Here is a 19,676-nt window from a genome sequence, read left to right on the forward strand (position 1 = left end):
ATAGGAGGGAATCAGATGCCAATTGGCACAAGACATATATTACGTGACGGCGGTCTACTTCCGGTTCCGCAATATTTCAATGTGACGAAGGATGAATTTCAGGAAATTCAGGGTAATAAAGGTGCTATGTTCGTGCAACTTCGCGGCTTATCTGCAAAAGAGCCTTTTAGCGGTGCCACAGATACTACGCAAATTTTCACAGAGCCCATGTACGGCTTTGTTATTAAGAACGACGGAACGAACGATTTGACATTCACGATTAACAACTACACATTTACGGTCAAAGAAGGCGAAGTGTTTGAGGAATATTTTGAGCCATTTACACAAGTGATCATAAAAACAACTTCTCCGTTTCGGGCGTACGGGAAGGGGTGATTGGATGGCAATAAAAGTGGAACCAGCTTTCCTCGAATTCATTCGGAATTCGGTTAGTGCGAAACTCAACAATGCAATCATCACCGTTGATGGGAAGTCTAACCTTCATCCGATCACACAAACCAAGCATATTACGAATGCGCAAAGGACGGTTGTACAACTATACGTCTATTTGGATGCAACAGACGCAGCCGGCACCATTACAGAGGCAAAACTGGTCGATGCAAGTGGAGCGGCAATGATCACCTCTGATGCAAGTATCTCCTCGCACGAAACAGGTGCTTTGCTACTGTTCGAGATTCCTTTTGAAGTGAGGAGTGTGTGAGATGCCCTATCAACGTCAATTTTGGGTAGATAGGCTTGTGAATACAGAAACAGGTGAAACGATCCAAGATGGCACCCGTTTCACAGCGCGGCGTATGAACCACATAGAGGAAGGCATAAAGGACATCGATGATATTGTCATCAGGATGGAAAATCGCATCCTCCACCTGCACGCTAAGATCACGACTGGAGACAGAACTGCCGGAAACAATGGGATTTTCGTCGATACCTTCGACGGGATTCAAGATGCAGTTATTGCCTTGGATAAGACGAGAACGACGATCCAGGCTATATCGGGCACGAATGTTACCGTTGCATCTGTTTCAGGCTTTGCAGTTGGACAAGAGGTTACCCTAGCGTCTGTCTCTAATCAAGAAGAGCGAACAATCACGGCAATCAACGAGTCTACTCGGGTGATTACGCTAAATGCAGCTCCTACATCTACCTATACCGAAAACGCTATACTGGCACGGTCAACAGTAGAGATCGATACGGCAGCCAAACGAATGCGTCGAGGATCGATTGATACGTATAGCGTGAAAATAGCCGTAACGTAAGAAAGGAGGCGGTTGGATGGCAAGCAAGTCTACCGTCGTCAATTTTCCGGAATCAACCTCACAAAGCAGGTCACAAAAGATAACCATTCCCAATTTGAAGCGCGTAGTTTCTGTAACGGTCAACACGGGTAAAGTTACGCACTCCGTCAATGGCAACGAAGTGACGATCAATGTCAGCGAAGGCTCGTACACCCGTTATACCCCACACAGCAGCACCGCATCAAAAACGGTGTCAGACACACGCACAGACAGCACAGACAGTTTTCCGTCCACCATCAGCTACAACGACGGTACATATAGCGGAACACTGTACAAGTCTGGAGGTTCAAACTCTTATCTCGTAAGCGGTAGTCCTGCCGGCCAAAAAACAGCAACTGACTCTAAAACAGCTACATATACATTGGGATATGAGTGTAGCGAATCGCAAAGTCAAGCATTGTCGCAGCTACCATCCACCGTGTCCTATTCAGATGGTGAAGGTTACACAGGTGTTTTGTCTCGTACCGGGTCGTCTGTTGGCTCTTGTCAACGTTGGTATCGTGGATCAGGCAGGTATACTTACGATGCTACTGCCACGGGAACCTATTCCGGGACAGTTACCAAGCCCGACACGCGGGTTTACAATTACTCTCAGTCATACTCTGGCACGGTGTATGGGCCATCTAGCACATATTACACCTACTACTACGCTTATACCGTAACCGTTACTTACGAGGACAACTACGGACAGACGCTGACACTCTCTGCTCCAGCAAACGGAATTAAATTGTCTGTAGGCAACACTTATACGGTCACGGGCACCACTTTGGACACTGATCCTGGTGATATCGTATCTGTCTATATACGTGTAAACAAAGGCACAAACTATCGAATCATGCAGGCATCAGCTGATGGAGTCAATCCACTATCCTTTAGTAAGGCGTTTACATTTACAGGCGGGGCTATTAAGGATGGCACGACTGCCGTTTCTGGGCTGTTAGATGAGGGAGCCACGCATTTATTGGAAGTATGGTCTGAGGATAACAAAGGCGGTACATCCATCATTGCAGAGCGTACATTTACGGTGGTGTTGAATCGCCCTCCAACCCTTACACACTCATTCGTCGCGAATAACGATAATCTGTCGGACGATTCACCCATTACAATCAATGGTACTGTCTCTGATCCAGATGGAAATAGCGTGACGATGAAATATCGTTTGAACGGTGGTGCAGATGTACCCGTATCGGTAAGTGGAGGAGCGTGGACAATAACCGTCACGCCAAAGCAGATGGTTTCAGGATCAAACAATCTTGTTATAACGGCTACAGATTCATTAGGGGCAACAACGGTAGTCACGTTTTCTCTGACCCGTTCGGTGACGAAAACTCGTCTCAAGACAGCACATGCCCGATATAAGCTATCTCCTCAATCAACGACAGCTAAAGAAGTGCTTGCATGGCTCCAACATGAAACCGGTGATTTGAAGGTGGACGGAGCTCTTTCCATCGTGGCAGCTGGAGCGGCAGAATCTTATCAATCCATGACAAAAACCTCTGCTCCTGTGATAACGGGTATCTTAGAAACGGAGTTTATTGGAACCTATGCGACAGGTAATGCTCAACTACATTTGAAATTGACACTGAGCAGCAATGATGCAAACTCAACAGCGTCTGCTACGAGTTTATCGGGGGCGATCAAAGCATGAGATACCGGAAAAGGAATCCAGATGGCTCATTAGGCGAGTGGGTTTACACTCCAGCGGGGGAAGAAGAGCGAAAGCAGGAAGAGGCTCGACTAAAAGAGATTGAGGCTTTACGAAAAGAGAATGCAAAATTGAAAAAAGCGCAAAAGGGTGGCGGTGAAAATGGCGTGGTCTAGTCCTACAACAGACAAGAAAAACAAAGACTTGATATTAGCTCGAGTCCGGGACTTCAAGAAAGGCAGACTTGTGGAGCCATTTAGTGATACAAATTCCTGGCTAAAAGCATACGGCGGCGGCTCGGTGTCAATTAACAATGGCAAGCTGCAAGTCACTTCGACAGGCACATCGATTGCCGCACGCCGAAACGTTCTCTTAAACTTAGCGGGCGCCAAAACCCTGAAAGTGAAATACTATGTAGACAATTTGACCGACTTTTATGAGTTTCAGCTCTATCTGGCCCATGATACTGGGTATGCTGAATTTTTGGGCTACACCGTGCGAGGATGGCGAATGGCGCTGGGGTGGAATGAACATATCATCGATGTCAGCAAGCTGGAGCCCATTGGAGCTGCAAGCCTGGCACGGGATATCGTCTCTATGCAAATCCGGGTTAAGTCCAACGAGAACACTACGGCGTCGATCATATTTGATTCGATCATTCGTGATGAAACACAGCGCGGTAAGGTGATTTTCATGTTTGACGATGGTTGGTTGACACAGTACACCGAAGCGTTCAAGTACATGGGGAAATTTAACCTTCCAGGTGTCATTGCCGTCATTCCGTCGCACGTAGGGTGGTCTGGCTATTGCACACTGCAACAGCTAAAGGAAATGTACGTCTACGGATGGGACATGGCCAACCACACCATGAACCACGCGACTTTGAAAGACCTGAAAGATGCAGCAGCTATCGAGAAAGAAATTGGAGACGCCGAAGCCTGGTTGAATACAAATGGCTTTACGAGAGCGTCAAATATCTTGGCGTACCCATACGGGGCGTATGACGCAAGGGTGCTGCAAGTTATGCAATCTCGCAGAGCGGGCCGCACTGTCCAAGAAGATACGGTGACAACGCCACCACCTGATAAACGGACGATCAAGATTCGAAATGTCGATCATACAATTGCACCGTCCACATTAAAAGGGCACATTGATAATGCGGCAAAGGTAGGGGGCGTGTGTTTGTTCATGTTCCACAAGATCGTTAGCGGTGAAGCCTCGTCAAGTATCGAGTACAACGTAAGCAACTTCCAAGAGGTTGTGGATTATGCCTATTCCCGGAGAGCTGACATCGATACCGTGACGTTCAGTGAATGGCTGGACAGCTGCGGCATGTAAGCAATCACGTAACGATCAAAGCGCCTTCTAGTTTGAGGGCGCTTTTTCATAAGGAACTACATCTGCACTCTATCTTGGAGCCAAAAAGCAAGAAAGGACACGGTGAACATGGGATGGATCAGTCAAGCACAGAGAAAGAAACCACTGCTTAAAAAGTTGTTGGTTTACTATGGGTATCCTATCTCGATCAACGGCGCATGGAATGTAGACACAGCGGTGTCCATCTACAAGGACTATGATCTAATCGTATTTGGAGAGTATCAGAACCCAGCCCATGGAGCTTACGCAGACACGTTAAACATTATCGCAAAGCTCAAGCAAGCAAAGCCGGGAGTTGAAATTTTTGGCTATATCTCAATCGGTTTAGCGCCGGCTGCTGCTGACAACTTCACCATCGAAGAAATTAAGGAACGGGTTATGCAATGGAAAACGATGGGGTCTACTGGCATCTTTTTAGATACCTTTGGCTACGATTATTACGTCACGCGAGAGCGACAAAACGAAGTCGTACAGTTTTGCCACTCCCAAGGGTTTAACGTTTTTGTAAACTCATACAAACCCGACTACGTATTTAAAAAAGAAAATATGTATCTGGACTGGATTGATTTTAATGGTAATCCAAAGAACATCGAACCAGTCGTCGGTCCACAAGACTACTACATGATCGAAAACGCATTCTACGTTTACTCAAGCAGTCAGCAGACAATGCGCGGTTCGTCCAGGAGCCGGTTGTTGGAGAATATGGAATGTTTCACAGTGAAGCGTGACGAATATGGTGGACTTACCTATTTTGAAAAATTCAGGACTCAATTCATTGCACTGGACGAGATCATTGACCGAGACCAGGAATATTTTAATACCGGATATATTGGATCGGTCGTGCTTGGTTACCATGGATACGGAGCATCCATTCGCAGCTGGGGGGCATCTATTAGCGATTACCACCACTACCCCCTGCCTGACATCCCGTACGATGCTGGCGACCGTTTGGGCACTCCTACGGCGAGCAGAAACACACCATCAAGCTCCAGCAACACCAAGTACGAAAACACATTAGGTAACATCAAACTCACCTTAGTTTGGGACCCTGATCCAACTGACGATAAAAACCTATCGAAAGGTACTAGGCATGTACTCATCAATGGAAATCTTGTTGGGTATTCAAAGGGATCAACAGATCGAAGACCGAAAATCGCACATGTTGGCTTTATGTATTTTGATACAACGTTAGGGAAACCCGTTTGGTGGAATGGAACCGGATGGGTTGACTCGACAAATACGACGGTTTGAGGAGCTGCTGATGTGGCTCCTTTTACTTTTGCCCCGAAAGGGGGTGAGGAGGTCATGCGCTAGTGGCAGACGAGATCAAGGATCTTCAAAAGGGAATTACAGAAATTCTAGTTGCAATCGGGAAAATCGAAACAGAAATTAAGCAACTCGGCATCATGGCAAACAAACTCGATTCAACTGAAAAGCTGGCCATCGAGGCTATGCAAAGTACAAAAGCAGCTCATAAACGACTCGATGAATTGAGCTCGGAAATCACTGATCTGACGAAGAAGGCCGAGGACATCAAGAAAGAAATCGAGCAACGAATCGATAACGATAAGCGACAAGGCCGAGATGATAAACGTTGGATTGTCGGAACAGTACTGGGAGCTGGAGCTCTGATTTGGAAACTCATTGAATCAATTGCGAAAGGTGGAGGAGCTGTATGAAAGAAACGGACCTGTTGGTATTGGCTAACCAGTACCTATTGGACGAGGCACTGATTGTTGTAGTCGCGCTCTTGATTATCGGGGTGATTTTAAAGAATACCCCCTGGATTGTAGACTGGAGCATTCCTTGGCTTTTAACCGTGAGTGGCGTTGGACTAGCCTGGGGAGTGATGGGAACTATTAGCGTGCAAGCAACCATTCAGGGCATCCTGGCAGCTGGGATCGCGACGCTGGGGCACCAGCTGTGGAAACAGACCTTCGATAAAAGAAAGGAAGATGCAGAATGACAATCAAAGGGATCGATTGTGCAGTACCTTTGACAGCAGAAAAAGCGAGAGCAATGGCGGCGGCGGGCATGAAATTTGTCTGCCGCTATCTTGTTCCTGCCAGTATGGAGTGGAAACGATTGACGAGGGCAGAAGCCGAAGCGATCACAGCGGCAGGGATGCAGGTAGTATCCGTCTTCCAACGCGGAACTAATGACGCTGCTGGTGGCGCAGTCAACGGCACAAGGGATGGCAAAGCGGCCCTCCAGGAAGCCAAATTGATCGGTCAGCCTGTAGGTACGGCGATTTACTTTGCCGTGGATTTTGATGCACAGCCAAAGGACTATGCAGCGATTGAGGCATACCTGAGATCAGCTGCCAAGGAGTTGTCTGGCTATTCGGTAGGCGTGTATGGCTCATTTGCTGTTATTGAGGAGATGGCGAAGCGAGGAGCTTGCAAACACTTCTGGCAGACATACGCCTGGAGTCGGGGGAAGCTCGCCAAAGCAGCCAACATCTATCAGTACAAAAATGGACAGGAGCTTGCAGGGCACACCGTGGACTACAATGACGCGCTTGGTGGCGAAGGTTGGTGGAATACTAATTCACCTGCTGTGGAAAAACCTGTGAGCAAGTTGGACAAAGAATCGGCAGAGGAAGTAATCGCGATTCTCGGCTCGGTCTGGATGGCGAGCGATAACGATCCAGGAGTGAGAGAAGCAGCTCATTACGCTGCGAACGCTTTGCGTGACGCGGTAGGTATCCCGAAATAATGACCATGTAATAACCAAAGCCCTCCTTCGGATAGGGGTCCCACCAACAATTTAACGTTAATTTGCTGGCGGGACCCCTTTGGGGTGTTATCCATCAATTCTATTGTTTACTTTTTTTAAAGAAGACAACAAAAAGTAAAACAACATTTAAAATCAATAATCCCATGAGCAGGTAATTTGTTGTAGTTAGATTTGCATTAAGAGAAGCTATTTCTCCTTTAACTTCAAGTAAAGAACTACTTGTTTTGTTGCCTGCCTCTCGAATACTTGCCGAAAAATCATTGAAATATTGGTGTAGTTCTGTAAAATCAAGCTTTTGCATAATGGAATCATCATCCTTTTTTTACTTTTAAAGTAAATTTTAAATACTGCGTATTGACGTAATCTACTTCCATATTATACCATTAAAATAAAAAATGTAAAAGAATGGGAGTGTATTACTTATGAAACGTTTTAATTTTAAGTCGCTTTTCGCAAGTTTGCTTTGCGGAGCGTTAGTTTTATCTGCTTCTGGACTATCTAGTACTGCTCATGCAGCAAAAAGTGTACAAGAAGTACAATTGAAGTTAACTTCTGTTGAGATTCAACTGAAGCCTAATCTCGAAATGGTTCGTACTGAAACCGGAGATACCGCAACAGTTAAATTAATTGACAGAAAAACTGGTGAAACAACGGAGACATATTCGGAGACAATCGAATCTGTTAAATCTGTGCAAGGGAAAGGTATTAATGCTGCCAGTGGAAATTACACTACAGTGACTGTAAAAAATAATAAAAAAGATGGCCCAGTAACTACAGAACTGGCCGCGAAGTTGAAAATCTACAGTAATAGTTCTTTTAGACAAATTAATTCTATTGAAAGTAAAACTATGAAAATCACTAATTCCAACTCTGCTACGTTAGAAGATAAAGATATAGTGGCAATTTCAACTTCTGATAAATTTCCAACTCAAGAAGTTGAAATCAGCGGAAGTGCAACAATTACGTATAAGAGCACTAGTTCCGCAAGTGCATCGGGGGCTTTCAGCGTATCAGCACTAACTGCAGCAGGTTTTGAGGTTTCATACACGGGTAGTTCAGAGTGGGAATATTACGCACGCAAACCCATTGATATAGGTCTCCGTTACAAAGTATAAAAACAAATACAAAAAAGCTCCTCAGATTCGAGGAGCTTTTTGCATTCAAAGAGGTAGGGGTATTGTAAATGGTTGGCACTACGCCGGACAGCAATCTAGGGAGGGTTGTTTTTATTACTCACTAGTTTATCAACTTCGCAATAATACTTTTAAATTCCGCGATATCTAAATGAACCTTGTCGAAAGTCTCTATATGATCGTCCTTTACATAGTGGCTCTGGCACATGATAAGTTTGTCATAGCTTATGATGGCAACAGTCCTCCGGTAAGTGTTTTCACGTTCATCAACCTGATCGAAAATTTTTCGGAGGTAGCGATTCTCTTTTTCTAAGTCCCTTGTCATTTCCTCCAATTTTTTAAACATCATTCTATCTCCCTTAATTTACTAATTGTGTATATTGTAACCTACTTATACGCAGAGCAACAAATGGTTTGGTAATTTTCAGAAATTAATACCTGTCCAAGTAATCAGAGGTGTAAATGAAATGTTTACCTTGTGCGATCATATATCGTTTCAGTTTCTCCCGAAACAACTGGTCTGCGAGTGCCAGCTCAACCACAAACGCCTGGGCACTCCCCAACGACCGATTCCGTTTCGCCCGACCATTGAATATGGGATTCCGGAAGTCCAGGTTGTCAGCAATCTGAATCAGGTTTCCATACATCACTCGTGAATGAGTCGATGACACTCGCGGCAGCTCCACATGCGTTTCCCCGATATCCACGCATTTCCCTCCAGTTCTTAATTCAAAATCGCCCGAAAATTAAACATCATTCAGCACACTGCACACTGAGAGCCCCCCATGCAAGCAACGGAGGATATGTAGCGTTGCATAACGCCATTACCGATGGATGACGTCGCCGCGCTTGATCGATCCATCAAGAGCTGCTCTGACAAGTTTCTGATCGTCTAAGCTTACCACCCGCCCTGTGCCTATCTCTTCGGCCTGCAAACGTCCACGGCTGACTGAAACGACTCGATAGGCGTCACCTGCTGGCAATGGTCCAGAGGGAACGTAGAGGGCTTGAGCAATCGAGAGGAGTACGCCAAAACTTAATACGGCCAGCAGCCCCCAGGACGTTTTCCTGACCGATCTCTCGACGTCTGCATGATCATCCGCGTCATCTTCCCAGTCTTCTTCCTCCAGGTACTCAGGCCGTCTCCGATCCTCACGGTAATATCTACGCTTTCGAGACATTAGAACCGACCACCCTTCGCACTGGAACAGGAATGCCCATCTTTTTCGTGGAGGTGTCGCGCTCTGCAATTCGAGCTAAAGCCAAAGGCTTCAAATGTTCTTTGGCCCAGCCGCTGAAATTCATCTTTTTTGTGAGCTCCCACATTTCTTTTTCGAGCGGATCGTTAAGGTTAAAGCAGACTGGCTTTCGTTCGGTTGCCATGCCTAATCCCTCCCGTTGTGTTATGCAGCGTTGTGTGCTGCTGTGCTACTAAGTGATGCACAACAGTTTGTCCAATATTCCGATTTGCACCGGAAAAAAAAAGACTAAATTTGTTCGATCTTGTCCAAGATGTGGATGAGGTGATCAGAATGTTTGGATTAGGGAAACCAGAAACAAGAGTGAAACAGTTTTTGAAACGGCACGGGAAGAATCAGCAATGGCTATGTGCTGCTGCACCAATCAATAAAGATACAGGAACTAAACTTTGTAGAGACGAGGACTATTATCCTCCTCCCTCAGTCGGAAGGAAGGTATTGAGGGCACTTCGGCTGCTTGATCCGAATGTAAAAGAGAATGACTTCTGGACAATGTAAAAAGCCCCGACACATAAATGCCGGAGCTAATAGAAGGTATTGGCGACGTATCTATCGAATCACCATGAAGCGCAACAGAAGCCAGGCATTTTTACGTCCGTGTATGTGCCCATAGCTTGCCCATTTTTTGCCCACATTCTTACTACGAGATATTAACGGTAATTGATGCTTAGGAAGAGAAAAGCTTGATTTATCAAGGGTTTTTAATGTGCATTTACGGGCATTTGACGTAAAAACAATCAAGTTCGAAATGGAGGGAAGTATCGGTTAATCCTTGCGCCACAAGGGTTTTCGGTCTTCCAAATAGGGCTTGCCCAGATTTTTCTCAAAGGTATTTGGAGTAGAGGGATAAAGCGTCGTCCTCAAACTTCCTATGTAACGTGTAAATACGTGTCTGCTGCGACTTTGACACTCGTGTGTCCTTGTCGCTCAGACACGTATTTTATTTTTGCGCCCGTTTTTAACTGCTTCGAATGCTGATATTTTGCGTTCTTTTGAGGGAATTGAGAATTAGGGTAAGCTGTTCTTTCGTGAAGTGCTGTACATGGTTTTCTATCCTTATTTCTTTCGGATAGGATGGGGCAAAAAAAGAACCCACCCTGTAGCAATTTCACTAAGGGTGGGAGTGTGGTTCGTTACCCTACCTATGGCTCACTCTTTAGGGATTCAATCCAATCAGCATGACAGGTATCGCACAATAGTTCATCGCGATCCTGCTTACCTTGGAAAAACGTGATTTGGCGGACGCTGTCGGTTTCACGTTCACAGTAATAACAGCGATATTTCCCCAATTCGTTCCCTCCTTGAAGAGTTTTCAAGAGTAACGATAAATATCTTCCCCAACAAAGTTGTTATCTAACACACTAGGTAATTTTTAAGTTATCAAAAGCTCAATTGCGTCTGATTTTACTTTTTGCTCAGGGAGAGAAGGCATTTAAGGCTTGGCTTAACACAACGGTAATTCAATTTTAATTGCACCTAGAACATACATCTGATTGAAAGATCATTTTTATCACCATTAAATATCGTACAACAAATGGTATAGTGCTGCACACAACACACGAATGTGTTACTCCAATGTTAGGGATGTTGGATTAGAATGTAGACCTATTACTTCGATGACCTCGGCAGAGGCTACCTTTCTAGAACCTTCCATGAAATAACCAGTAACACCTATCTTAATCCTGTTTGAATGAACTAGTTCTCGCATATGCGGGAAAACAATCCACATTCTAGCTGTTCCTACTCTGGAAACAGATTTTGTATTGTCCAAAACGACGTTCCCATACTCATCTTCAAATTCTGGATGGATTGCATATTTTCCGGTTACTTTTATGTCATCGCCTTCATAAGAAAAATCACTACGGTATCCTTGGAACGGTGGCTTTCTTCCACCAGCATCTTCAGGAAAAAAAGTATATTTTACCCGGAAATCGGCTGGATGATTTAATCGTTCTTCATATGGTGTCCACATTATATCTCCTCGTTTCCAAAAAAATGATTTTATGTGCTATTCAATAAACAAAACATGACGTGTGTACCCAGGGGGAGGGGTGCAGCATCCGATTGAACCTGCATTTCCCGGTGTGTAGAGTGGATATAAATTAATTTCCCATAAAGAGTACGGTGAAAGAGAAGACTCGAATAACGGGATAATTGGAATTGGTTGAATGCTATTCTGATGGTTCTCGAAATTCAAGGAAAGCTGCAAGTGGTGATGAAAAAGCGAAATGAATTTCCTATGTTGAACAAGCTTTCAGGTGGATTAACATTGATCAAGAGGGGAACGGGATGAAAGCAGGACGTGAGTTGGATGTGAAAGTTGATGAGGCGTTTAGCTACGAAGTCGGTAAATTCCCTCCAGATTACTACATTATCGTTGATGGAGAGATTCAAAAGTTGCCATTCTGCCAAATGAGACATGCAACATCAGTAAAGCAAAGAAAATGTCAAACGTCACAATCTGAAAAGCAATAAAGAGTGAAGCGCCTCATGCAGAAATTATAAAGTTTATGATGCCGACGATAATAAGAAATCCAATAAAAAATAGGATTCCATAACAGATTAATAACAATAATTTGTCAGGTTCATTTTTCATTACATGTTCTCCTTGATAGGGATGTCTGAGGGTATAACTTCATTTGAGACACCCCTAAATGTTGATTAGTGAAAATATTACCATTTTGTGCTTTGAAATCTCAAGTATTTGGACTTTATTAAAGAGCAAATTATCAAAATGTGTATGAAGAGAGTGGAGGGAAAAGGTAAATACAGCACTTAAAAGGGGCATTGTTAATCGCTATCGATTGTAACTAGAATACATGGAGAGCGAGAAGAGTGGAGCGGGAAAATGAAAACCCGACCATTGGATCGGGCAAAAGAAATTCTTCTATGAAGCTAACCAATCGATGACAAACGCAATGGACATAACTACGATGTAAGTGTATTCCTGGAACTTTTTAAGCACGAGAACACCTCCAAAAGCGTTTCCTAAATCGTACTATGTCAAAGTCGGAATGATCCAGTCAGTTTAACTTACGGCGCTGTTTTAATAGTGAGTATAGAAAGATGAGCAGACACCCAATAAGACTTACACAGCTTATTAATGTATCGTATGGATGGTAATTGTACTCCAAATCCTGAATGGTGTTCATACCCCATAATAGAATGGGGAATAAAAGAAAATAATGCAATTTCGTATCATCTACAAACCTGATATAGACAAGAGCAAGGATAGTAGTAATGGCAAAAGTCTGAAGGAATCCTTGCATTTCATCGAATGAAATTGTTACCGGAATGTCACTTGCAAGAATCATTTGCATGCACCAAAGAAGAAAGAACCAGCCAGTTGCTAATGTGCCCACTGTGAGCTTTAAAAATAATTTCATGGATAAATGATCTCCCTGTATTCAAGTTGATAAGTGAGACACGAAATGAACGGTAATTGTGGAAAAATTGCATGTAGTTAAGTAGTTACTCATAGTGAGGGGATGGAGGGTCAAAGTAATATACGAATTCGACAATCCCCCAAAAAATGATGAAGGTGATCAACACATATATCCATCTTTTACGAAGCGACTGGGAATTTACGATACAACCCCAACTAAGTAGAGTGAGTGTTATCAAAATGATTGATACGAAGTCGATCATGCGGAATTCACTCCTTCACGTTTTATTACGTAAATGGAGAAAATTGGTTACCCGGTCGATTTTACAAAACGATTTAAATTAGAGCCCTCCCCAATTAGGGAGGACTCGTCAACATTCATTATTTATTGGCGACGGTAAAATACAATGACTTTTGAACTCCACCGTATTCAAAAGTAATCCAGCGTTCACCTGGTCTCGCAGCATCAAGAATACCGTATTTATATTCAGGTCGACTGATGTAAAAGCCTGCTGAGTGTTGTATTACTTTAGCGTCATTTGAAACGAATTTAGATGTTCCATCTGAAAAATGAGCGGTTACCAAAACTGGAGCAGTATTACCAGGATAAAAAACTCTTGGAATATCTGCTTTTATATCAAACTTTGCTACGGTTACATGTGCATTCACACTTTCTTCAACTACTGGTTTAGGTGACGCAGCATTTTCTTCATTTCAGAATCTCTCCCTAGCCATTGGTTTGGAGAATAGAAATGATTATCTAACAAGCATTACGAAAAATTACATAAAATGGTTACTAGGAAACCGGGGACTTTTTTGTGCGTGTTGAAACATGTACATTCACTCCACACAATGATAAAATGTTCGTGTATACAAGATGACGCTGCCCCACATCAACGAAGTATGCCTACGTATTCAGGCATGCTTTTTTCGGGCGAGCACAAACCTTTTCACAAATGCGCAGTTGCCCTTCTATAAGCAGGCAGCCGTAGAGGTTTTCATACTTTTTGGAGCGGGGTTGCACATATGATAGTGGTAAAGCAATTAATGGATCATTGCCACCGCTTTTTTGGGAGTCGAGGAGAGCTTTATCAATCCGAAGATGCGGATATCCTGATTGCCGTCTATCCGGCTACGCGCAAGCGAGGATGGTGGACGTATGCCACGCTTGAGCTGCACAAGATGGGAGCAACGGAGCTCCTCGTCTATTCCTATCAGTTTGAGCAGAGAATGATCACGCATTTGGCAAGGGTAGCGGCCCAGGTGATTCATCAGTGGGAGAGTCAATCCACCCGTATGGAGTCTGGGAGCATCTTTTCGCTAGGAGATACAATCGTGGAAAAATCGGTTTTGAATCATTTGGTACTGACCCCTGCCTATTATGAAGAGGCTGGACTTGAATATTATACAAACGGCAAGGACGTAATCAGGTTCATGATGCTTCATGCAATCGCGGATTCTGAAGCAAAGTTTTTGGAACAATATGGACTTATGGCATTACAGGAATGGTTAGCGCACTCCGGTGTCGATTCCCTGAATGTTACGCGTACGCCTGCCATCTGAGAAGGGAGCGAGCGAAATGTCAGCGATTCGCTTGAGAGTCACCGTAGTAGTGGAGCACGAAGGGAAAGTCCTGCTCATCCGTGAGCAGACACAACGAGGCATCTTTTACAACCTGCCAGGGGGAATCGTAGAATATTTGGAAGCGATTCCAGACGCGGCGAAAAGAGAAGTGATGGAAGAGACCGGACTTCTCGTGGAAATGGAGCGATTGATCTGGATAGACGATCGGATCGATCAGGAAGGAAATGGCAAGCATACTGTCGGAGTGGGAGTTCTGGCGAAGCTCGTCGGTGAAGAGACAAACCCTACGCCAGGTGGTATCGTCGATGAAGAAATCGAATGGGCTGGCTGGGTCACGCTAGAAGAGTGGAAGCAACTGCCGAACGACCACAAAACACGCCCGGATCAAGTCAAGCAAGTCCTGTCAGATCCCACTTATCAGCCGATGTACTTGGGAAATATGCTGAGCCAAGCAGAATAAAAACAAGAGACACCGCCCTTTTCCTAGTGAAGAGGAGCGGTGTTTTTTGATTACGCTTTTTGCTGAATGGAAGCTTTTCTTCCTTTTGCGACAGCCAACACGACAATGACAGCCGAGAGAACAGCACCGAGTGTCAATGGCTCGGACAGGAGGAACGAGGCTGCGATGATTGATAAAAAGGGCTGAAGGTATTGAATTTGACTGACTTTGGAGACGCCGCCGAGTGCCAGTCCGTGATACCAGGCGAAAAATCCGAGAAACATACTGACCACGCTAATATAGCCAAAACCGATCCAGACAGGCCAAGTGGCTTGTTTTAATTCAGCGAATAGTGGACCTGCGAGCGGAACGACGAGAAAAGGAAAGGCAAAGATCAACGACCAACTAATGACCTGCCAGCCGCCCATCGTCTTGGAGAGCTCACCGCCGACTGCGTATCCGATCGCAGCACTGATGACCGCCCCGAGCAAGGCGAGATCCGCCCATTGAAGGGCACCGAAGCCAGAACTGATCGCGTAGGCGATAATCGTCACGCAGGCGATCGCGCTAGAAATCCAATACTTGCGGGTAGGGCGTTCTCCTGAAAAAAATATCGCTGCACCTGCTGTAGCCAATGGCAATAGTGCGATGATGACTGCGCCGTGGGTAGCAGGCACTCTCTCCATTGCCCACGACGAGAAAAACGGGAAGCCCGCTACTACGCCAGCGGATACGAGCAACAGTTTCTTGGTCTCTTGCCAGGTAGGAAACGGTACTCGTTTGATTAGGAGCACCAAAGCAGCCAGTACAGCCGCGATCAACGCTCGTCCCAGCCCTGCTGAGAGGGGAGAGAGCACGGTAACAACTACCTTCGTTGCGGGCAAGGTCAAGCTGAAGCTAAGCACCCCGATGAAGCCATACAGCAAGCCCATTTTCTCTGCATGCAGCCGGTCAGGAGTAGTTGGCTGCTCTTTTTTTACGTGTTGCTTCTCGATAGGAAGCTGTGCGCTCATCCGAATCCCATCCTTTATCGAATAAAAGTTTCTGTTGTTCCATCTTAGAGGCGAACGATTATGAAAGGTAGAGCCAATTGGCAGCAGGAGCAGTAAGCCAATTTGTCGAAAGGGAGGAAAACAGCAAGTGTGGAGGACGGATACGGATGGAATGGAAGCCGGACAAAGAAGCGGGAGTTCCGATCTATATGCAAATCGCCAAAGAGCTGGAACGCCAGATTGTGCTGGGCGTGTTGTCCCCTGGTACATCTCTGCCGCCGGAAAGAGTGTTGGCACGGCGCTATGGCGTCAATCGTGGGACTGTATCGGCAGCGTATGAAGAATTGCGGGCAAAAGGTATTTTACAATCGTGGCAAGGGAGCGGTACTTGGGTCAGTCGTGATCTGTGGGGCGTCAAACAAATGCCAAACTGGTATACCTACACGAATGGCGGGGCCTTCTTGCCAGCCTATCCACTTGCGAAACGAATTCAGGATGCATGCTTCGATTCCTCGATCATCAATCTGGCAAAGGCCGAATTGGCAACGACGATGATCCCGTCATTGATGCCAACGACGCAGGAGGAAGAAAAAGAATTCAAGCTGGAGCTGGGCTACGCGCATCCAAAGGGGGAGCCGTTTCTGCGTGAGGCACTGGCTGTGCATCTGCAAGAAAACTACGGCATTCACGCTTCTCCAGACGAAATTTTGGTGACGTCAGGAGCACAGCAGGCATTGCATCTCATTACACTATGTCTGTTGAATCCTGGAGATGCAATCGCAATGGAGGGACCCTCTTATTCGTATTCCTTGCCCTTATTCAGTTCAGCTGGCCTGCGTTTATTTCGCTTGCCGATGGATGAGGACGGTATTGTACCCGGGGCTGTCTACGATTTGCAGCGCGAGCATCGCATTCGCATGGTTTTCGCGAACCCGACCTATCATAATCCAACCGGGACGATTTTAAGCGAGGCACGTCGATCTCAGCTGCTCGATATTTGTCAGGAGCTGCGCCTGCCACTTGTGGAGGACGACGCTTACGGCGCACTTACACTGGCTGGAAGGCCTAGACCGCCCAAGCCGATCAAAGCCATCGACAAGACAGGAGCTGTTCTGTATGTCGGGAGTCTTTCGAAAACGATTGCGCCAGGCTTGCGGATTGGCTGGCTGGTGGGACCTAGATCTGTCGTAGAACGATTAGCCGATGCCAAGCAGCAAATGGACTTTGGTACGAGTAGCGTCTCCCAGCAATTCGCCCGGCAATTTGTTGAGCGAGAGAGCTGGAACAATCAGCAGGAGCGAATGTCTCGTTACTTGTTGGAGCAGCAACAAACGATGGTACGCGCTATGCACAATAATCTCTCTGATTACGCCGTATGGAATGAGCCGAGTGGCAGCTATCATATTTGGTGTCGGTTGCTTGCTCCTAGGGAGGAAAAGGAATTGCTGGATGATGCGATCAGAGAGGGCGTCGTCTTTACACCTGGCAGCGTCTATGGAGCCGAAGCGGGCTGGCTGCGACTGACCTATTCGTGGGAGTGCCCCGCGAATATCGAAGAAGGGATTCGACGCATCCAAAGAGTCCTTCAGCAGAAAAAGCGATAAGAAAAGGGATTATTTCCTTATTTATGAAACTAATTTCCATCTGACTCGTATGCACTATAGAGGCAATTTTAGAAAGGGGGGACAGTCGTGGGCGTTCTTGAAACCGTCTACATGGTCTGCCTTGTACTTGGTCTAATCTACACGGTCATCTCGCTGTTGTTTGGCGATACGCTCTCAGATTGGCTGGGACATCTGCATCTGCCTTTTGCACAGCCCATTTTGTTGGTCAGCGGTATGACTGCCTTTGGGGGAGCGGGGTATTTGTTATCTCGTTACACTTCTCTCGGTGCGCTTGTCGTATTGATGCTGGCTGCTGTCATTGGCAGCGCTTTGGCTCTTGTCTCGTACTTCCTGTGGGTAAAGCCGATGAGCCATGCGGAAAATTCCACGAGCTATTCCATGAGTCAACTAGGAGGAAAGCTGGGGGAAGTCGGGACGACGATCCCTGCGGAAGGGCTGGGAGAAGTGCTGCTGCCGATGATTAGTGGAACCACTTACCATATGGCGGCGAGTCTTGATGGCGAGATTATCCCGCAAGGAACCCGTGTCGTCGTAGTCGAGGTGCGTGACCATGTCTTGTATGTAATCCCCTTTTACACTGAATCTGGCGGAGGAGATGAGAAATGATGTTAGATCCAGGCATTTTGACGATAGTAGGTGTTGTCGTCACAGTCTTTCTCGTTTTGGGTATTGCCTTTTGGGCCCGTTACAAAACAGTGGGTGCAGATGAAGCCATGATCGTGACGGGTAGTTATCTCGGCTCGAAAAACGTACTCAGTGACGAATCTGGACGCAAGATGAAGATCGTCCGCGGAGGCGGCGCATTTATCCTCCCTATTTTTCAACAAGCAAACTTTCTGAGTCTTCTGTCTCATAAGCTCGATGTATCGACTCCTGAGGTGTATACCGAACAGGGCGTTCCTGTCATGGCAGATGGCGTAGCGATCATCAAGGTAGGCGGCTCGATTGAAGATATCGCGACCGCATCCGAGCAATTTATGGGCAAGAGTGACGAGGCACTGCGCGGAGAAGCCCAGGAAGTACTCGAAGGCTATTTGCGGGCAATCCTCGGCAGTATGACGGTAGAGGAAATTTACAAGAACCGTGAGCGATTCGCACAAGAGGTGCAAGCTGTAGCGACAAAGGATTTGAAGAAAATGGGGCTGTCCGTTGTCAGCTTCACGATCAAGGATGTCCGGGACAAAAACGGCTATTTAGCTGCCCTTGGAATTCCGCAAATCGCTGCAGTGAAGCGCGATGCGACCATCTCGCAGGCTGATGCGGACAAAGAAGCACGGATCAAGCAGGCTCAGGCAGAGGAAGAGGCACGCAAGGCAGAGCTGCTGAAGGAAACGAATATTGCCGAAGCAGAAAAGGAAAAAGAGCTGAAGGTAGCGGCGTTCAAGCAAGAGCAGGACAAAGCAAAGGCGAGCGCGGACCAAGCCTACAAGCTGCAAGAAGCTGTCGCCAAGCAGCAGGTTACGGAAGAAGAGATGAAGATCGATCTCGTCCGCAAGCAGAAGGAAATTGAGCTGGAGGAAAAAGAAATTCTTCGCCGCGAAAAGCAATATGATGCGGAAGTGAAGAAAAAGGCCGACGCCGACCGTTACTCTGTGGAACAGGCCGCAGAAGCGGAAAAAGCGAAGAAGCTGAGAGAAGCAGACGCGATCAAGTACCGTATTGAAGCGGAAGCAAAAGCAAATGCTGAGCAGAAGCGTCTGGAAGGCTTGGCGATTGCCGAGGCTGAAAAAGCACGCGGTAGCGCTGAGGCAGAAGTCACGCGCCTCAAGCTCGAAGCCGAAGCAGAAGGGAAAGAGAAGCTGGCTGAAGCATTTGAAAAATTCGGTCATGCGGCTGTACTCGATATTATTGCGAAAATGCTCCCTGAGCTGGCTGAGAAAATTGCAGAGCCAATGAAGGCGATCGACAAGGTAACGATCGTGGATGCAGGAGGCGGTCAGGGAGATGGCGTCAATCGTCTCAGCGGGAATGTTACGAAGCTGATGGCCCAGCTGCCAGAGATGCTGAAAGACGTATCCGGTTTGGATATGAACAAAATGATCTCAGACTTTATGCAAAAGGGTGGTACCGCGCCCACACAGCAACAGCCTGTACCCGTAAAAGTTCAGGTAGAGACGGATGCTATTTTGGAGGACGAAAAGCAATAACGAAATCGATCAGAGGAGAAGTGCCCCTTTTAAGCGAGGGGCACTTTTTCGTGGGA

The 19,676-nt window shown here is 46.2% G+C and carries 25 protein-coding genes; 17 read left to right on the top strand and 8 right to left on the bottom strand.

All coding sequences use genetic code 11. From position 1 onward, the window contains the following. Positions 1-15: 15 nt before the first annotated feature. The 10 genes from EL268_RS05085 (at position 16) to EL268_RS05125 (ending at position 7,035) form a co-directional block, all read left to right on the top strand. Entirely contained in the window at positions 16-375 is a 360-nt protein-coding gene (locus EL268_RS05085; protein WP_106657704.1) for a hypothetical protein, read from the top strand. Positions 376-379: 4 nt separating this feature from the next. After that, positions 380-700, top strand: a complete 321-nt coding sequence (locus EL268_RS05090; protein WP_115984568.1) for a hypothetical protein — start codon at positions 380-382, stop codon at positions 698-700. A gap of 1 nt (position 701) precedes the next feature. After that, entirely contained in the window at positions 702-1,256 is a 555-nt protein-coding gene (locus EL268_RS05095) for a hypothetical protein (protein WP_115984609.1), read from the top strand. A 16-nt stretch (positions 1,257-1,272) separates the two neighbouring features. Then, entirely contained in the window at positions 1,273-2,943 is a 1,671-nt protein-coding gene (locus tag EL268_RS05100; protein WP_126435363.1) for an Ig-like domain-containing protein, read from the top strand. Continuing rightward, a complete protein-coding gene (locus EL268_RS32650; RefSeq protein WP_164724435.1) occupies positions 2,940-3,116 on the top strand; it encodes a hypothetical protein in 177 nt (58 codons plus the stop codon). The genes EL268_RS05100 and EL268_RS32650 overlap by 4 nt, the downstream gene beginning before the upstream one ends. Further along, a complete protein-coding gene (locus tag EL268_RS05105) occupies positions 3,103-4,278 on the top strand; it encodes a polysaccharide deacetylase family protein (protein ID WP_126435365.1) in 1,176 nt (391 codons plus the stop codon). The genes EL268_RS32650 and EL268_RS05105 overlap by 14 nt, the downstream gene beginning before the upstream one ends. Positions 4,279-4,386: 108 nt before the next feature. Beyond that, positions 4,387-5,568 carry a hypothetical protein gene (locus EL268_RS05110; protein ID WP_106657066.1) on the top strand — a complete coding sequence of 394 codons (1,182 nt, stop codon included), beginning with the start codon at positions 4,387-4,389 and terminating at the stop codon, positions 5,566-5,568. Between the two features lie 62 nt (positions 5,569-5,630). Further along, a complete protein-coding gene (locus EL268_RS05115) occupies positions 5,631-5,996 on the top strand; it encodes a hypothetical protein (protein ID WP_106657067.1) in 366 nt (121 codons plus the stop codon). Continuing rightward, positions 5,993-6,283 carry a phage holin family protein gene (locus tag EL268_RS05120; protein ID WP_106657068.1) on the top strand — a complete coding sequence of 97 codons (291 nt, stop codon included), beginning with the start codon at positions 5,993-5,995 and terminating at the stop codon, positions 6,281-6,283. Before EL268_RS05115 ends, EL268_RS05120 begins: the two co-directional genes overlap by 4 nt. Further along, the gene (locus EL268_RS05125; RefSeq protein ID WP_106657069.1) at positions 6,280-7,035 is read left to right on the top strand and encodes a DUF1906 domain-containing protein; all 756 of its coding nucleotides are present in this window, start codon (positions 6,280-6,282) and stop codon (positions 7,033-7,035) included. The genes EL268_RS05120 and EL268_RS05125 overlap by 4 nt, the downstream gene beginning before the upstream one ends. 100 nt (positions 7,036-7,135) lie before the next feature. Here the strand turns inward: EL268_RS05125 and EL268_RS05130 are convergent, their stop codons facing one another. Beyond that, the gene (locus EL268_RS05130; RefSeq protein WP_106657070.1) at positions 7,136-7,357 is read right to left on the bottom strand and encodes a hypothetical protein; all 222 of its coding nucleotides are present in this window, start codon (positions 7,355-7,357) and stop codon (positions 7,136-7,138) included. 121 nt (positions 7,358-7,478) lie between these two features. Between EL268_RS05130 and EL268_RS05135 the strand changes: the two genes are divergently transcribed. After that, positions 7,479-8,171, top strand: a complete 693-nt coding sequence (locus tag EL268_RS05135; RefSeq protein ID WP_106657071.1) for a hypothetical protein — start codon at positions 7,479-7,481, stop codon at positions 8,169-8,171. Between the two features lie 449 nt (positions 8,172-8,620). On the opposite strand, the gene EL268_RS05140 is transcribed toward EL268_RS05135, so the two are convergent. From EL268_RS05140 to EL268_RS05160, 4 genes are all read right to left on the bottom strand, one after another. After that, positions 8,621-8,896 carry a hypothetical protein gene (locus tag EL268_RS05140; protein WP_106657073.1) on the bottom strand — a complete coding sequence of 92 codons (276 nt, stop codon included), beginning with the start codon at positions 8,894-8,896 and terminating at the stop codon, positions 8,621-8,623. Between the two features lie 117 nt (positions 8,897-9,013). Continuing rightward, complete coding sequence (locus tag EL268_RS05145) at positions 9,014-9,370, bottom strand: hypothetical protein (RefSeq protein WP_106657074.1); 357 nt, start codon at positions 9,368-9,370, stop codon at positions 9,014-9,016. Continuing rightward, positions 9,354-9,572, bottom strand: a complete 219-nt coding sequence (locus EL268_RS05150) for a hypothetical protein (RefSeq protein WP_106657075.1) — start codon at positions 9,570-9,572, stop codon at positions 9,354-9,356. The genes EL268_RS05145 and EL268_RS05150 overlap by 17 nt, the downstream gene beginning before the upstream one ends. Before the next feature lie 1,443 nt (positions 9,573-11,015). Continuing rightward, positions 11,016-11,420, bottom strand: coding sequence for a hypothetical protein (locus EL268_RS05160; RefSeq protein WP_106657581.1), 405 nt, complete (start codon positions 11,418-11,420; stop codon positions 11,016-11,018). 317 nt (positions 11,421-11,737) lie between these two features. On the opposite strand from EL268_RS05160, the gene EL268_RS05165 reads away from it, so the two are divergent. Further along, the gene (locus tag EL268_RS05165; RefSeq protein ID WP_106657582.1) at positions 11,738-11,923 is read left to right on the top strand and encodes a hypothetical protein; all 186 of its coding nucleotides are present in this window, start codon (positions 11,738-11,740) and stop codon (positions 11,921-11,923) included. Between the two features lie 548 nt (positions 11,924-12,471). On the opposite strand, the gene EL268_RS05170 is transcribed toward EL268_RS05165, so the two are convergent. After that, on the bottom strand, positions 12,472-12,834 hold the full coding sequence (locus EL268_RS05170; RefSeq protein ID WP_106657583.1) for a hypothetical protein: 363 nt from the start codon (positions 12,832-12,834) through the stop codon (positions 12,472-12,474). Between the two features lie 380 nt (positions 12,835-13,214). Further along, positions 13,215-13,502 carry a hypothetical protein gene (locus EL268_RS05175; RefSeq protein WP_126435367.1) on the bottom strand — a complete coding sequence of 96 codons (288 nt, stop codon included), beginning with the start codon at positions 13,500-13,502 and terminating at the stop codon, positions 13,215-13,217. 357 nt (positions 13,503-13,859) lie between these two features. On the opposite strand from EL268_RS05175, the gene EL268_RS05180 reads away from it, so the two are divergent. Together EL268_RS05180 and EL268_RS05185 are read left to right on the top strand one after the other, a co-directional pair. Then, a complete protein-coding gene (locus tag EL268_RS05180; protein ID WP_106657584.1) occupies positions 13,860-14,396 on the top strand; it encodes a suppressor of fused domain protein in 537 nt (178 codons plus the stop codon). Positions 14,397-14,412: 16 nt separating this feature from the next. Then, positions 14,413-14,877, top strand: coding sequence for an NUDIX domain-containing protein (locus EL268_RS05185; RefSeq protein WP_007715608.1), 465 nt, complete (start codon positions 14,413-14,415; stop codon positions 14,875-14,877). Positions 14,878-14,927: 50 nt separating this feature from the next. Here the strand turns inward: EL268_RS05185 and EL268_RS05190 are convergent, their stop codons facing one another. Then, on the bottom strand, positions 14,928-15,869 hold the full coding sequence (locus EL268_RS05190) for a DMT family transporter (protein WP_106657586.1): 942 nt from the start codon (positions 15,867-15,869) through the stop codon (positions 14,928-14,930). A 146-nt stretch (positions 15,870-16,015) separates the two neighbouring features. Between EL268_RS05190 and EL268_RS05195 the strand changes: the two genes are divergently transcribed. The 3 genes from EL268_RS05195 to EL268_RS05205 all read left to right on the top strand — a co-directional run bounded on the left by EL268_RS05195 (position 16,016) and on the right by EL268_RS05205 (position 19,620). After that, the gene (locus EL268_RS05195; RefSeq protein ID WP_106657587.1) at positions 16,016-17,452 is read left to right on the top strand and encodes an aminotransferase-like domain-containing protein; all 1,437 of its coding nucleotides are present in this window, start codon (positions 16,016-16,018) and stop codon (positions 17,450-17,452) included. Positions 17,453-17,539: 87 nt separating this feature from the next. Then, complete coding sequence (locus EL268_RS05200) at positions 17,540-18,079, top strand: NfeD family membrane protein (RefSeq protein WP_106657588.1); 540 nt, start codon at positions 17,540-17,542, stop codon at positions 18,077-18,079. After that, positions 18,079-19,620, top strand: coding sequence for a flotillin lipid rafts scaffold protein FloT (locus EL268_RS05205; protein ID WP_106657589.1), 1,542 nt, complete (start codon positions 18,079-18,081; stop codon positions 19,618-19,620). The genes EL268_RS05200 and EL268_RS05205 overlap by 1 nt, the downstream gene beginning before the upstream one ends. The last annotated feature ends 56 nt before the right edge of the window (positions 19,621-19,676 follow it).

The sequence above is a fragment of the Brevibacillus brevis genome (genome assembly GCF_900637055.1).
Classification (GTDB): Bacteria; Bacillota; Bacilli; order Brevibacillales; family Brevibacillaceae; genus Brevibacillus; species Brevibacillus brevis.

Coding starts and splice junctions, on each gene's coding strand:
- EL268_RS05110 (WP_106657066.1), top strand. CDS start 4,387: ATGGGATGGATCAGTCAAGCACAGAGAAAGAAACCACTGCTTAAAAAG.
- EL268_RS05205 (WP_106657589.1), top strand. CDS start 18,079: ATGTTAGATCCAGGCATTTTGACGATAGTAGGTGTTGTCGTCACAGTC.
- EL268_RS05105 (WP_126435365.1), top strand. CDS start 3,103: ATGGCGTGGTCTAGTCCTACAACAGACAAGAAAAACAAAGACTTGATA.
- EL268_RS05130 (WP_106657070.1), bottom strand. CDS start 7,357: ATGCAAAAGCTTGATTTTACAGAACTACACCAATATTTCAATGATTTT.
- EL268_RS05195 (WP_106657587.1), top strand. CDS start 16,016: ATGGAATGGAAGCCGGACAAAGAAGCGGGAGTTCCGATCTATATGCAA.
- EL268_RS05095 (WP_115984609.1), top strand. CDS start 702: ATGCCCTATCAACGTCAATTTTGGGTAGATAGGCTTGTGAATACAGAA.
- EL268_RS05185 (WP_007715608.1), top strand. CDS start 14,413: ATGTCAGCGATTCGCTTGAGAGTCACCGTAGTAGTGGAGCACGAAGGG.
- EL268_RS05125 (WP_106657069.1), top strand. CDS start 6,280: ATGACAATCAAAGGGATCGATTGTGCAGTACCTTTGACAGCAGAAAAA.
- EL268_RS05165 (WP_106657582.1), top strand. CDS start 11,738: ATGAAAGCAGGACGTGAGTTGGATGTGAAAGTTGATGAGGCGTTTAGC.
- EL268_RS05100 (WP_126435363.1), top strand. CDS start 1,273: ATGGCAAGCAAGTCTACCGTCGTCAATTTTCCGGAATCAACCTCACAA.
- EL268_RS05145 (WP_106657074.1), bottom strand. CDS start 9,370: ATGTCTCGAAAGCGTAGATATTACCGTGAGGATCGGAGACGGCCTGAG.
- EL268_RS05150 (WP_106657075.1), bottom strand. CDS start 9,572: ATGGCAACCGAACGAAAGCCAGTCTGCTTTAACCTTAACGATCCGCTC.
- EL268_RS05135 (WP_106657071.1), top strand. CDS start 7,479: ATGAAACGTTTTAATTTTAAGTCGCTTTTCGCAAGTTTGCTTTGCGGA.
- EL268_RS05160 (WP_106657581.1), bottom strand. CDS start 11,420: ATGTGGACACCATATGAAGAACGATTAAATCATCCAGCCGATTTCCGG.
- EL268_RS05120 (WP_106657068.1), top strand. CDS start 5,993: ATGAAAGAAACGGACCTGTTGGTATTGGCTAACCAGTACCTATTGGAC.
- EL268_RS05190 (WP_106657586.1), bottom strand. CDS start 15,869: ATGAGCGCACAGCTTCCTATCGAGAAGCAACACGTAAAAAAAGAGCAG.
- EL268_RS32650 (WP_164724435.1), top strand. CDS start 2,940: ATGAGATACCGGAAAAGGAATCCAGATGGCTCATTAGGCGAGTGGGTT.
- EL268_RS05085 (WP_106657704.1), top strand. CDS start 16: ATGCCAATTGGCACAAGACATATATTACGTGACGGCGGTCTACTTCCG.
- EL268_RS05170 (WP_106657583.1), bottom strand. CDS start 12,834: ATGAAATTATTTTTAAAGCTCACAGTGGGCACATTAGCAACTGGCTGG.
- EL268_RS05180 (WP_106657584.1), top strand. CDS start 13,860: ATGATAGTGGTAAAGCAATTAATGGATCATTGCCACCGCTTTTTTGGG.
- EL268_RS05090 (WP_115984568.1), top strand. CDS start 380: ATGGCAATAAAAGTGGAACCAGCTTTCCTCGAATTCATTCGGAATTCG.